The sequence below is a fragment of the Gluconacetobacter sp. genome (genome assembly GCF_047721585.1).
In the GTDB taxonomy this organism is placed as follows: Bacteria; Pseudomonadota; Alphaproteobacteria; order Acetobacterales; family Acetobacteraceae; genus Gluconacetobacter; species Gluconacetobacter dulcium.
This window is the reverse complement of record NZ_JBDNXE010000118.1, coordinates 1-11,950: the sequence shown is the minus strand read 5'-3', so window position 1 is coordinate 11,950 and position 11,950 is coordinate 1. Positions and strand designations below refer to the sequence as shown.

The 11,950-nt window shown below is 65.3% G+C and carries 10 protein-coding genes; 2 read left to right on the top strand and 8 right to left on the bottom strand.

Annotation, left to right across the window (positions count from 1 at the left end; translation table 11 throughout):
* Positions 1-315: 315 nt before the first annotated feature.
* The 8 genes from ABF821_RS16800 to ABF821_RS16765 form a co-directional block, all read right to left on the bottom strand.
* Complete coding sequence (locus ABF821_RS16800; protein ID WP_415530854.1) at positions 316-1,422, bottom strand: hypothetical protein; 1,107 nt, start codon at positions 1,420-1,422, stop codon at positions 316-318.
* Positions 1,423-1,483: 61 nt separating this feature from the next.
* Positions 1,484-1,663, bottom strand: coding sequence for a hypothetical protein (locus ABF821_RS16795; RefSeq protein WP_182975135.1), 180 nt, complete (start codon positions 1,661-1,663; stop codon positions 1,484-1,486).
* 240 nt (positions 1,664-1,903) lie between these two features.
* Complete coding sequence (locus ABF821_RS16790) at positions 1,904-2,872, bottom strand: spore coat protein U domain-containing protein (protein WP_183008464.1); 969 nt, start codon at positions 2,870-2,872, stop codon at positions 1,904-1,906.
* Positions 2,869-5,274 (bottom strand): fimbria/pilus outer membrane usher protein, encoded by a 2,406-nt coding sequence (locus tag ABF821_RS16785; RefSeq protein WP_415530853.1) that lies wholly within the window; start codon positions 5,272-5,274, stop codon positions 2,869-2,871. Before ABF821_RS16785 ends, ABF821_RS16790 begins: the two co-directional genes overlap by 4 nt.
* Before the next feature lie 53 nt (positions 5,275-5,327).
* Complete coding sequence (locus ABF821_RS16780; protein ID WP_183008462.1) at positions 5,328-6,083, bottom strand: molecular chaperone; 756 nt, start codon at positions 6,081-6,083, stop codon at positions 5,328-5,330.
* Positions 6,077-6,607 (bottom strand): spore coat U domain-containing protein, encoded by a 531-nt coding sequence (locus tag ABF821_RS16775; protein WP_183008461.1) that lies wholly within the window; start codon positions 6,605-6,607, stop codon positions 6,077-6,079. Before ABF821_RS16775 ends, ABF821_RS16780 begins: the two co-directional genes overlap by 7 nt.
* A gap of 9 nt (positions 6,608-6,616) precedes the next feature.
* The gene (locus ABF821_RS16770) at positions 6,617-7,183 is read right to left on the bottom strand and encodes a spore coat U domain-containing protein (protein WP_183008460.1); all 567 of its coding nucleotides are present in this window, start codon (positions 7,181-7,183) and stop codon (positions 6,617-6,619) included.
* Between the two features lie 369 nt (positions 7,184-7,552).
* The gene (locus tag ABF821_RS16765) at positions 7,553-8,656 is read right to left on the bottom strand and encodes a glycerophosphodiester phosphodiesterase (protein WP_375271802.1); all 1,104 of its coding nucleotides are present in this window, start codon (positions 8,654-8,656) and stop codon (positions 7,553-7,555) included.
* A gap of 328 nt (positions 8,657-8,984) precedes the next feature.
* Here ABF821_RS16765 and ABF821_RS16760 point away from each other — a divergent pair, with 328 nt between their 5' ends.
* Together ABF821_RS16760 and ABF821_RS16755 are read left to right on the top strand one after the other, a co-directional pair.
* Complete coding sequence (locus ABF821_RS16760; RefSeq protein ID WP_415530852.1) at positions 8,985-9,512, top strand: MarR family winged helix-turn-helix transcriptional regulator; 528 nt, start codon at positions 8,985-8,987, stop codon at positions 9,510-9,512.
* Positions 9,509-11,719, top strand: a complete 2,211-nt coding sequence (locus tag ABF821_RS16755; protein ID WP_415530851.1) for an FUSC family protein — start codon at positions 9,509-9,511, stop codon at positions 11,717-11,719. The genes ABF821_RS16760 and ABF821_RS16755 overlap by 4 nt, the downstream gene beginning before the upstream one ends.
* Positions 11,720-11,950 lie beyond the last annotated feature (231 nt).

Here is an 11,950-nt window from a genome sequence, read left to right as displayed (position 1 = left end):
GTGATAACGGGGGTGGGCGGGCGGCGTTGCACGGAGAGGGGCGGGCTTTCGCCATAGCCCTGCTGATGGGCGGTCTGGTCTGTCACAGTGGCTCTGGTCTGTGACGGTGGTCCTAGTCTGTGACAGTGGCATTGTCCGGCCGGGGCGGTAAATGATTCGTTTTCGGGATGAAAGGTATCTGTCGTGCAGGGCAGCCATACGGTCTTTCGTGGGAACGCGCCCTTAAAATGCCGCACCGCGCTTCCTATAATCTAGAGCCAAGCCGCTCCGGCCTGTTGTCGGGGCACCTTGAGCAGGAGGATCGTGATGTCGGTTTCATCCGTCGAGGAAAAGGCAGGGTCCGCTTCGGCCAAATGGTCCGATGGGGTCGAACTGACACCGGCACAGATTCATGCGGCCCATCGCAAGGCGATGCGTCAGGCGGGTAGGCGTCTGCGCGGCCGGGCGGGCCGGGTGGATGAGCCGGGTGCCATGGCGCGGCCGGGGGCGCCTTCGCTGGACAAGTCCGGCAGGAAGATGTCCGGCCGGACGTGAGAACGGATCGGGGGCTTTTTCAGAAGCGCCGATAGAGGGCGGACGCGTGCCACGCGCCACGCGTCCGTCGTGATGTCTGCGTGGCGGCGTGGCCCTGATGGGCACTTGCCGCCTCTGGGCTATTGCTGCTGGCCGGACACGTCCCTGTTTTTGCAGGTCGTTTGCGACGAGAGTGATGACGGAGAAAAGCCCCATCAGGACCGGTGCGGTACGAGCGATGGCCAGATCCGACCACTGGCGTTGGGTCTCGATGCCGAGATGGCGCCTTGTTTCGGCGAAGGTGACCTCCATCGACCAGCGCCGGACGAACCAGGTCAGGATGTCGACGGGGGACGCGGCAAGGTCGGTGCAGAGGAACGCCTGCGGCCGAAAGCGCCCGGCAGGATCACGTACCAGCACATAGCGGATGGGAACGGTCCGACCTGGATGATGCCACAGCGCGGTGCCGGAGATGAATTCGACGCGGTATTCCTGGCCGCCATACCATGCGCCGATCGCAGCTTCGCTCCATTGTATGGCGGGGTTTTCCAGGCGGTTCGCCAGCGACGGTTGCCGCTCGCCTGTCCGCCGGGGCCGGCCCAGCGTCCTGGCGGTGCGCGGAGACGGCGGGTCGAACAGCCTGGCATCGAGACGCAGGCGACTGACCATGCAGACGCGGTCCCTGACGGCATCGAGCAGGTCGATCGAAGCATAGGAACTGTCGGTGACAGCGATGATCCTGCGTCCGGGAAGCCAGCGGGCGACCAGAAGCAGTCCCTGCCGTGCCCGGTCCGTCAGCTTCCGGTGAGGGCGACCACGCTCGCGCGCGTAGCGTTCCGAGGGACACAGCACCGTCAGGAACGGTAATCCCCACACCCGTCCGGTCCATGACAGCGGCGCCAGAAGCATGAACGCCTGCCAGCGCGGGCCGCTGGCTTTGACGAAATGTACGTGCGACGAGCGCACCGGATCACGATAAATGCCACGCGTGGCGATCCTCCGCCCTGTCCGTCGTCACGACGACACCATCGCGCCGGACGTCGGAATGAGAACCCGGCGCCATGTCGGTGCCGTGAAAGCCGCCCCGGAACGGCGCCAGCCACCCGGCTATCCCGTTGAACCCAACATCGTCGCCGACCTCTTCCTCCATTACTCATCTCCTGCTTCCTTTGCAGGAGAGTGTCGCTCCACCACACGCACACAGGAATCCGACGTTTCTTCAAATGCGATTCAACGCTCAAAACCGCCAAAGTCCAGATCAGGTCGGATTATAGCTTATCGTCCTGTCTGAAAAATGGGGACCATGTCTATAATCCCCATTTTCTTCGCATCGTTCTGTTCTTTTGTCAGGGGTGGAGAAAAGAGTATTATGAAGTAAATATAAATATTTTCAAAACTGTACATCCACGACGAGGCTGTCGCTATAAGAGCCTGCCGCCGGTGTCGTCTGCGTCGTCAGGATGTGCGCCGTGTAAGCGAATTGCTGTTGTGTTACGCCATTGAGCGTGTTCGGGTTGACGTCCGCAGTCGCGTTGGCGCGCCTTTGCGTGCCCGCAGAGCCCCAACGGTCGGTCGTCGATTGCTTGTAGATTTCGTAGTGAAGCAGAGATCCGGAGCCGTTGCTCATGGCGCGGCTTGTGCTGTCGGCGTTATTGCCGTCGCTGATTCCGACCGTATAGGTCGAGCCCTTGGTGCAGCCGACGGTCAGGGACTGGTGGATATCGGTGAAGGCGGTGACAAGCGGGCTGGGCGCGAAGACGACGTCAGGCGCGGTGATCTGGCAATCCGCCGTAACGGTGAAGGTGAGGGGGATGGTTTCGGGCACAGGGCTCGTTTGGCTGTCGAGCCCTATGCAGATACCCAGCAGGCCGATCCCCCAGCAGACGTTCCATGTCCAGCCGATCGTTACCGAACCGGTATAGACGCCAGCACTGACATTGTAGGAGCCGGGTGGAATCCGGATGTAAAGCGGCAATGTGCCGTTGATGCCGTTGAAGAGGCCGAGCAGGCCGATCAGGTTCGTCTCGCTCCAACCGATCGTCTGGCCCGCGATATACGTCGTCGCGCAATTCGCGGACTGGCAGAGCTGCACCGGCAGGCTGTCGCCGCTTGGGTCTCTCAGGACGCTGATCGTCTGGACCTGCGCGTTGACGGTCTGGGTATAAGCGACGGAGAGAAGCCCGCCGGTGCAAGCGAAGCCCGAGGAGATTTCCGTCGTGCTGCCGCCCGAACTGAGAGAGAGGGACGAGAGCGAGCCGAGTGACGTGGTTCCAGGCGTGGAGACGCGGCAAGCCGCCCACGCGTGCCCGTCGGTCAGCGCGACCAGAAAAAGCAGGATCAGAAATGCCAGGTTTCTCATGGGCTCGGCACGCTCCGGCAGACAAGGGGGCCCAGGCGGACCTGTCCGGCCGAAGCGGCGGGAATGGCGCCGACGGTGGCGATGCAACGCGTGCCGGAGGGTAGCGACGCGTCCAGCTTTTCGCCCCGGTCGATCCCGTTCAGGTAAAGCATTCCGTCCCAGCCGACATAGGCCTCCGCTTCCGCCGTGTGTACGGAGGTGCCGACGGGCAATGGCTTGCCTGACGGGTCGGTCAGGCGGATTAGTACGGTCAGCACATGTTTCATCGGGAAGCGGACGAGATAGCCGCTGCCATATTGGACGGCGACGCGCTGCTCGACCATCCGGCTTTGAAGATCTGCCGGGAGCGAGAGCGTATCGATTTCGTATTTCGCGGGATAATAGGAGGTCGCGTAGGGCACGAGCAGATGACCGCCCGCGTTTGTCCTGCCGACGAGTTGATTCTCGTACCGGATCGGCACGCCCGCCACGTGATCGGTACTGACAACGGCGAAAGCGTCTGAGACGCGATTGCCGAGGAAGGCCGCTCCGTCCATCAGTGCGATGGATCCCTGGGCTTCCGCCCAGCGCGTGGTGTCGTCGACGTTTCCGTAAATACCGCCCTGGAACTGCGCGAACGGGGCGCGCCAGCTCACCGAGCTTTCGACGGAATCAGAGCCGCCGGCCCGGCCGGTGCTGTTTGCGTGCTGGTAGTTTGCGGTCCAGCCGAAATCGCCCTGCGCCGCAACCGAGCGGCTGGCCGAGATCTGTTCGGTGCTTTCCCCGTCGGCCTGTCGGCTCCATCCGGCGGTCGCGGTACCATAGGCGCCGAAGGGGATCACGATCTGGGCATAGCCCGCCCATCCGTCCGTCCTCGCGCTCAGGGTACTCAGTTGCCGGTTGACCGACAAGGACAGGCTGATGCCGTGCCAGAGCGGGAGCGTGTCGCTGATCGTCGCGAACCGTGTGCGCTGGCCGACCGCAGGCCTGATGTCGAAATAGCCGAGGCTGAGCGAGCCGACACGTTTCAGCGTAAGGCTTGCGCTGGCCTGAAGGCTCGAACGCGGCAGGCGCATGAAGCCGGGATTGTAGGTCGAAAGATCGGCATAGCCCCGCGTGCGCCAGATTTTCTGTGCGGCGAGCGTGAAATTTTTGTGGGTGAACTGATAGCCGGCCACGAATTGCCGCCCATGCGTGGGCAGCATTGTCCTGTCGCTTCCGTCCCGGTTTCCAGGACGATCGCTGGCGCTTGCGGCGATATTGACGACGCCGAACCGCTGGCCGATCTGCGTGAGCATCCCCAGTCCGCCAAGGAGCAGATGGGGGGCGGCCTCGGCATGGGCCTCCACGGTCAGGACGGGCAGGAGCCCCCGGCGGTAGGAGGCATTGAAGCTTGGCGCGCCATAATCGAAATCCACCAGTCCGTAGCGTTCGCGCTGCGCGCCGACGGCGACCGTGTAGTCGGTATAGCCGGGGTGCAGCAGCGTGCTGGCGACGTAGAACGGAACGTTCGTCACGATCCGCCGGCCCAGCGCGTCCGTCGTCACCACGGTCGCCTCGCCCGCGCCGTTGATGTAAGGCAGGTCGGTCAGGCTGTAGGGTCCGGGCTGGACGGAGCTGTGCATGGATTGCACGCCGTTGATCAGCAGATCGACGCTGGTGGGGACGGAAGCCTGGCCCGAAAATTGCGGCAGCGGGTAGGTCACGATGTCCGGGCGCACGGAGAAATCGCGCGAGATCTGTGCGCCGCCCAACCGGATCGTACTCGACCAGGCCAGGGCATGCGTCACGATATCCCCGGCTTCGGCGGTCAGCACCCGATTCTGGTCCGAATAGCGCCAGGTCGTATCGTAATGGCGGTACGAAGCGCGGCTTTCGCTGTTGCTGACGATGCCCGCGAAGCCGAATTGGGCGACGCCCGTGTTCGAGATCGTGCCGAACGAGCCGAAAATCCTCTCCTCGTTCCACAGGGAGAGGTTTGCGAGGCCGGTGGCCTGCGTACCGTACGCATCGTAATTGATGATGGCGCCGAAGCTCGCCCGCGCCTTCTTCTCCTCGATCAGCTTGTTCCGGACGAAGCGCTGCGCCGGCAGCCAGTTCGTTGGAACAGTGAGAAACAGCCTTTGCGCCGCGGAATCATAATGCGTGTGCAGGCCTTCGATCGTGTCCAGCGCAACCGGCCCCTCATCCCTCGTGGGCAGACGCGCGTCCAGTCCAAGCGTTCGAAGAACCGGTGCGGCGAGGAAGAAGCGCTCCCCCCTGGTCAGAACGGGCTCGACGCGACCCGTATCGAAGCCGTTGAGCACGAGATCGAGATAGAGCGTCATGCCCATGTCCAGTGCCGCCGGTCCAAGGCTATGGGGCGGCGGGGGAAGGGCGGCTGCCCGGGCGCTGTTGCCGCAGAATGTCGAGAGCACCATCATGCAAAGTGCCGTTCGCCGTTTTCTGCCTATCGTTCTTGTTGTTGCGCGGCATGTCACTGTTGAGCCGGAATGGTCTCATGCTTGAGTCCGCCATTGACGACGGCCTGGAGAGGCTCGCCGCCCGGGTTGCCGGCCAGGGGCCATTCCATCGTACGACCCGGCAGGACGTAGCCCAGCAGGCCCGTCGAAACGGTTGTCTTGCCCAAGGAAACCTGGCTCAGTTGGGCGTGGATATGTCCTGTATTGGCAACGTCCAGGAAACGTCGGCCGTTACGTGTCTCGACGTGCCAATGCAGCGTGGGCTGCTCCTTGATGTCGCTCGCCATGGTTGGCGCGCTCGTCCCTGTGGGCGCACCCGTCCCGTAGACGAAGAGCGGCACGGAGTATCGGAGCTGGATCGCGATCTGCGGCCCGCTCTTCGCGGCGGCCTGCCGTGACTCCGGCGTGGGGATTTCGTCAATGATGATGCGATAGGCGGTTTCCGCGTTCGGGAGCATGCTTCCGGCGCGGATCAGGCGGATGAGCTGGCGGACTCCGGGCGCCACGCTCGCCATGGGCGGGCTCGCGACGATTTCCGTCTGATCGGCATATTGGTCGCCCGTCGAATCCTGTGTCCAGCGGAAGACGCGGATCTGGAGCAGCACAGTGTGATGGTCGTTATTTTCCAGCCACAGGGCGGCGGCAGGGGCCGCGCTGCCCAGCACCGGGTTGACCGGCCAGATCGTGACGGCGGATGCGGCGCGCGTCTCTCCCGGGAAAAACCACACGGCCAGGAGGCCGAGGAACAGCAGGCGGAGGGCAGTTACCATTGCAGCGTCACCGTTAAAATATCGGAGTAGAGTCCGGCGGGTGAGAGACCGGTCGGCGTCGCCTGTCCGAAGACAGGCAGGGTGAGCGGGCTGGGCGAGCCGGTGACGTTCACGCTGATGGCGGTATCCGGCTGGATCGCGGTGCTATAGGCGCTGTCGCTGAAGAGGGCATAGGCGACCCGCGCCGTGCCGCCGGACAGGACCATGCCGCGCGAGCCGTCGGCATAATGGAGGCCACCATCGACCATCATCGTCACCGGCACGCCGGGCGTGCAGGTCAGGGAAACCGTGGCGGAGGGGCTGAGCGCGGCCCGGAGTGGGGCGTTTGACAGGGACGCGGCGGAACCGAATCCAAGAGTTCCCAGCGAGTGGACCGAGGCGCCGGAGGCCGGGACCGCCCCGTTGACCGCGCAGCCCGCGACGATCTGGGTCGAGACCGACATCGTCGCGCTCGTGGTGGCCCAGGCCGAAGGGGGAAGCGCCGCCAGCAGCGCCGTACCGGCAACGGTCGCACCGACCCGCACGGCGTTTGCTCAGAAGGACAGTGTGACGTTGAGCGTGTCCGTATAGGTGCCGGCGGGCAGCGCGCTCGCCGTCCCCGAGCCGAAGACCCGTCCGTAGAGGTTGGTGGTGTAGGTCGTGCTGCTTGTCGCGAAAGCCACGGCGGTATTGTTCTGAATTACGGTCGAGTGGCTGGAATCCGAATAGAGATCGTACGGCACATTGGACGTGCCGAAGGCCAGGGCATGGAGATGGCCACCGCTCTTACTGGCGTCGTTGCTTCCGCCGGTGATCATCAGTTCCGGGCTGATCCCCGGCGAGCAGGTCAGCGATATGCCGCTGTTGGAACCCGACACAACCTGGGCGTCATGTTGTGTGAAGAGCGTCGTCTGCGAGCCGAAATCGAGCGTGCCGAAATTGGTACTGGAGCCCTGAGCCAGAAGCGTGCCGCTGATGCTGCACGCTGATGTCAAAGTCAGCGTAACGCCGATCGTGCCGGTAATAGTGCTCTGAGCGGCGGCGCGATCGGGATGACCCAGTCCGAATCCCAAGGCGACAAGCAGTAATCCAGCGCAGGTCAGCCGCAAGCGGAGGGACATGAGGCGCATGTCCCTGGCGGTGTCGCGCGATCTCGACCCGATATGCAGCATCTCATCTCCAATGGTCTGACTTCGAACCCTCATTGGAATAATTTATGCTGACGCTCATTAATCGAAGGTGAACGCTCGGGGGCCATCGGGGATTTCCACATGGCATGTCTCACCGGCGCTGGTGTGGACGGAAAACCGCCAAAGTCCAGCTCAGAGCCTGACCGCAAATGTGGGCTGGCGAGCGAGAGCGGCCTGTTCCGGGCAGCGCCCGGCGTGTGTTTCCGAGCATCGGAGCGGAGTGGCCTTGATGGCCATGAGCACCGAAGCGCAGGAAATGCGCTGAGGGCACGCCGCCAGCGCGCGTTTTCGGTCAGGCTCTCAGCCATCCAGTGCGCGGCGGCCCAGGGCGGGGTCGTCGGTGAAGAAGCCGTCCAGCCCCATATCCAGATAGCGCCGGATTTCGGCGATCGAGCCTTCGGGATTGCGGGCGTCGTCTCCGGCACCGTTGCGGAGCTGGCGGGGCAGGAAGCGGTTTTCCGGGCGGCAGGTGTAGGAATGGACCAGCAGGCCGGCGCCGTGGGCGTCGTCGATCAGGGTGGTCGGGGCCTGCCAGGCGCCTGATGTGTCGCGGGGAATCAGGTCGATGTTCGAGGGGCCGATGGCGTCGGCGTAGGTGCGGACCTGGCGCAGGCCGTCCGGCGTCATGAGGTCGCCGAAAGTGGTGTGGCCGCCGGCCGCCGCGATGTCGGGCACGCGCTCGCTCCGCTCGCCCATCAGGAACATCAGGCGGGCCTGCGGGTTGATGGCCTGTACGCGCCCGCGCAGCATCTTCAGGTTGCCGGTCTCGAACGACTGGACCTCCAGCGGGGCGTAGCGTGTGTAGTCGTGCGCCGCGATCACGCGCAGGAAGGTTTCCTCCGGCGTGTGGTTCAGGGCGTGGAAATGGGTCGAGTTCTTGATCTCGGGGATCAGGCCGATGACCCGGCCGCGTGCGGCGGATTCGGCGGCGACGAAGTCGATCACTTCCTCGAAGGTCGGGATGTCGAAATGGCCGTCGTAGCGGGTGTTTTGCGGACGGATGCCGGGCAGGCGCTCGCGGGCGCGCAGGGTCTTGAGTTCCGCCAGGGTGAAATCGGTGGTGAACCAGCCGGTTTCGTTCGTTCCGTCGATCATCATCGTGCGGCGGCGGGCGGCGAATTCGGGGCGTGTGGCCACGTCGGTGGTGCCGGCGATGTTGCTCTCGTGCCGGGCGACCAGCACGCCGTCGCGGGTGGGCACCAGGTCTGGCTCGATATAATCCGCGCCGTCGGCGATGGCCTTGGCGTAGGACGCCAGCGTGTGTTCCGGCCGCAGGGCGGAGGCGCCGCGATGGGCGAACACCAGCGGCCGTGGTGCGAGCGAGGCGGCCGCCCTGGCGCGGGATGCCGGACCAAGGAGCGCGGTGGCGGCCATCAGGGGGAAGATATCTCGGCGTGTGAGCACGGAAGGGACCTCGGGATTCGGCGCGATGTCAGGATGGGGATGCGCGCGGGACTTGCCATGGGACAGGCGGGCATGGGGTGATCGGATGGGCGGCATATTGGGCGGAAGCCTTGCGGATGCTCAAGATCGGCCGGTTGCCGGCAACCTGCGGTCGGGTCGTGTTTCCGCGCTTTATGGTGGGAATGGCGGGCATTCGCTCGCTCTGTGAATATTTGAAGACGGCGCGGCGAGGCGGTGTCATGGCGCAGGGTGGGGCGAGGCTGGACACGCAGTTGCCATGCAATTAATGGGCATGGCAATTATTGTGATGGCACCATAAAACAGCGGCATGACTGAAGATGACAGGTCGCAGGCGACGGGCCTGCGTGCATCCCTGAATATCGACGAAGCCCCTTTTGCCGGCATGCCCGTGACCTTTCGCGTCATGCGGCTGGGGGCGGTGTGGCGCACGCGGCTGGAGCGGGAGCTGAAGCCCACCGGGATGACCGTCGCCGGCTTCCGGCCCATGGTCTATCTGATGATGATGCCTGAGGGTACGTCGCAGCGGGACCTGGCGGCGGCGCTGGATACCGACACCTCGGCACTGGTCCGGGTGCTGGACCTGCTGGAGACGGCGGGACTGGTGGAGCGTCGGCCCGATTCCGTCGACCGGCGGGCCAACAACCTGTTCATTACGCCCGAGGGGCGGCGCAAGTGCCGCGCATTCCATGAGATCGCGGCGCGGGTCGAGGCCGAACTGACGGAAGGGCTGTCCGCCGGGGCGGTCGCGGATCTGGTGGGGCGGCTGGAGCATATCCTGGACAATGCGGCGCGTCCTCCGGCCACCGGCATGCCCGATGGCGGCGAGACGGCATGACGATGTTCGACCCTGCACGCTTTCTGCCGGCCTTTCTGACGGATGATGCGCAATGGCACGCGGTGCGGGGGCGGGCGGGCTTCTGCCTGCGGACCTTTGCCGCGATCGGGCTGGCCCTGTCCTGCTCGTTCTTCTTTCAGCTCGAATCCCCGATGTCTTCGGTGACGACGGTGATGATCGTGGCCAATCCCACGGTCGGGGCGCTGATGGCCAAGAGCATGTGGCGTGTGATCGGCACGCTGCTGGGGGCGACCATCGCCGTCGCGCTGATGGCGGTCGTGGCGCAGTCGCCGGTGCTCTATACGATGATGCTGGCGGTGGTGGTGGCCTTCGCCTGTCTGGTCGCGACCTTCCTGCGGCTGTTTCGCGCCTATGCCGCTGTGCTGACGGGCTATACGATCGTGATCGTGGCCGCGCCGTCCTATGCCGATCCTGACGGTATCTTTCTCAGCGCCATGGCGCGGCTGTCGGCGGTGACGGTCGGGATCGTCGCGACGGCGGTGGTGTTCATGGTCACGTCGGTGCGCCGGCCCGACCGGGTGATGGCGCAGGTGGGGCAGATGGTGCGCGATGTGATCGCGTATGCCATGGATTTCCATCGCTTTCAGTTCGCGGGCGGGCGGTCGCCGGATGTCGTGACGGCCGAGCCGGTGGTGCTGGGCGGGTTTCGCACCCTGCCGCTGCCGCTGAACGACAGGCGGGGCACGCTGCTGGCGCGGATCAGCGGCCTGATGTCGTCGGTGGAATATGCGGCGGCCGATACATACGAAATCGCGCGCCGGGTGAATGCGCTGCGCGTGGGGTTGAGCGGGTTGGCGGGGGTGGTCGCCACCTATCATCCGCTGTGGCACGACCTGGAAAACGACGCGCCTCCGATGCGGCGCCTGCATGAACGGGTCGCGTCGCTGATGGCCGAGATCCTGGACCTGACGGACGGGGCGGACTGGATCGAGACGCCGGAGCCGGTGCTGGCCGCGCTCGGCACGGCACTGGAGGATCTGGCGGTGGCCGAGCGGGCCGTGCAGGACGATGCACTGCTGTCGGCGATCGACAATATGCGCGACGTGCTGGTGCAGCTCGATGCCGTGATCCGGATGGTGGTGGCGCCGTCCCTGCCGCGCCGGGTGCGGCTGCGCTGGTTTCTGGACTGGCCGACCGCGCTGCGCAACGGCGCGCGCGGCGGGCTGATCGCGCTGCTGGCCGGGTTGCTGTGGTATGTGTTGCATTGGAGCGCCGGGCCGATGCTGATGCTGTATGTCGTCGCGGCATCCAGCCTGGTGGCGACCACGCCTTCGGCCTCGCGCTCCAGCGTGATGATGGCGGCGGGGACCACGCTGTCGGTGCCGGCGGGGATTGTCTGCCACATGCTGGCGCTGCCGCGCATCGACGGGTTTCCGTTATTGTGGTTTTCGCTGTGTATGTTTCTCGCGCCGGGGATCTGGTTGCAGTTCAGCCCGCGCTACGGGATCGGGGCGTTCGGCTATGGCGTGTTCTTTGCCGCGATGCTCGATGTGTCCAATCCCATCCATTACGACGACATCGCGCTGACCAATACGTGGATGGCCTTTGTGGCGGCCGCCGCGCTGCTGGTGCTGGGCTTTCGTGTGATCCTGCCGCCGGACGACCGGCTGGATGCGGGGCGGCTGGTGGGGTCGCTGTCGCGGGCGTTGCGGCGGCTGGCGCTGGTGCTGCCGGTCGCGCCCGAGAACTGGGTGGTGTGGGAAGGTTTGCAGATCCAGAAGATCTGGCGGCTGGCGATGCGGCTTTCGGTTGGTGTGAGTCCGGACGAGCGGCAAGCCTATACCGATGCCGCGTTGGGGGCTGTGTCTCTGGGGAGGCTGGTGGTACGGGCGCGACGGATCGCGGAGTTGCCTGCGCTGAACGTGGCGGATGCCGAGGCGATGCGTGCGGCCGTGCGCGGCTTCGATGGTCTGCTGCGCGACCCGGAGGCGACGGCGCGGGGACTGGTGGACGCGGCGCAGGCGATCCTGGCGCGCGCCGGCGAGGGCGCGGCGGGGCTGGAGGCGCGGCGGGGGGCCGCGTGCCTGCAACAGGCGGCCTATATCCTGCGGGCTGTGCCCGGCTTTTTCCATCGACATGGTCCGCTGCAACTGTCGCCGGAGATGCCGGGTGCGCATCGTCCGCTCGATAGGCCGGTGCCGGTCTATACGCCCTTGCTGGGGCGGGTGCGGCGCCATGTCGGGTGAGGTGCGATGGCCCGGCGTCGCCGACGGCCAGGGTGCTGGCCGTTCGGATGCCGGCATGGCGGGGGCGCCTGTGGGTGCCGCCGTGTTTTTCGTCGTTCGCGCCGGCCGCGCCCTGTGGCCCGCGCCTGTCGATCCGGTCGTTCCGATGAGCCGGCCATGAAAGATCCGAGAGTCTGATGCCCCTTCTACGCACCCTGATCCGCGTGGTTCTGACCCTGAGCGTCGTTGTGC

Excerpts from the sequence above, each read along its gene's own strand:
- ABF821_RS16800 (WP_415530854.1), bottom strand. The coding sequence starts at position 1,422 with ATGCTTCTGGCGCCGCTGTCATGGACCGGACGGGTGTGGGGATTACCG.
- ABF821_RS16795 (WP_182975135.1), bottom strand. The coding sequence starts at position 1,663 with ATGGAGGAAGAGGTCGGCGACGATGTTGGGTTCAACGGGATAGCCGGG.
- ABF821_RS16790 (WP_183008464.1), bottom strand. The coding sequence starts at position 2,872 with ATGAGAAACCTGGCATTTCTGATCCTGCTTTTTCTGGTCGCGCTGACC.
- ABF821_RS16785 (WP_415530853.1), bottom strand. The coding sequence starts at position 5,274 with ATGATGGTGCTCTCGACATTCTGCGGCAACAGCGCCCGGGCAGCCGCC.
- ABF821_RS16780 (WP_183008462.1), bottom strand. The coding sequence starts at position 6,083 with ATGGTAACTGCCCTCCGCCTGCTGTTCCTCGGCCTCCTGGCCGTGTGG.
- ABF821_RS16770 (WP_183008460.1), bottom strand. The coding sequence starts at position 7,183 with ATGTCCCTCCGCTTGCGGCTGACCTGCGCTGGATTACTGCTTGTCGCC.
- ABF821_RS16760 (WP_415530852.1), top strand. The coding sequence starts at position 8,985 with ATGACTGAAGATGACAGGTCGCAGGCGACGGGCCTGCGTGCATCCCTG.
- ABF821_RS16755 (WP_415530851.1), top strand. The coding sequence starts at position 9,509 with ATGACGATGTTCGACCCTGCACGCTTTCTGCCGGCCTTTCTGACGGAT.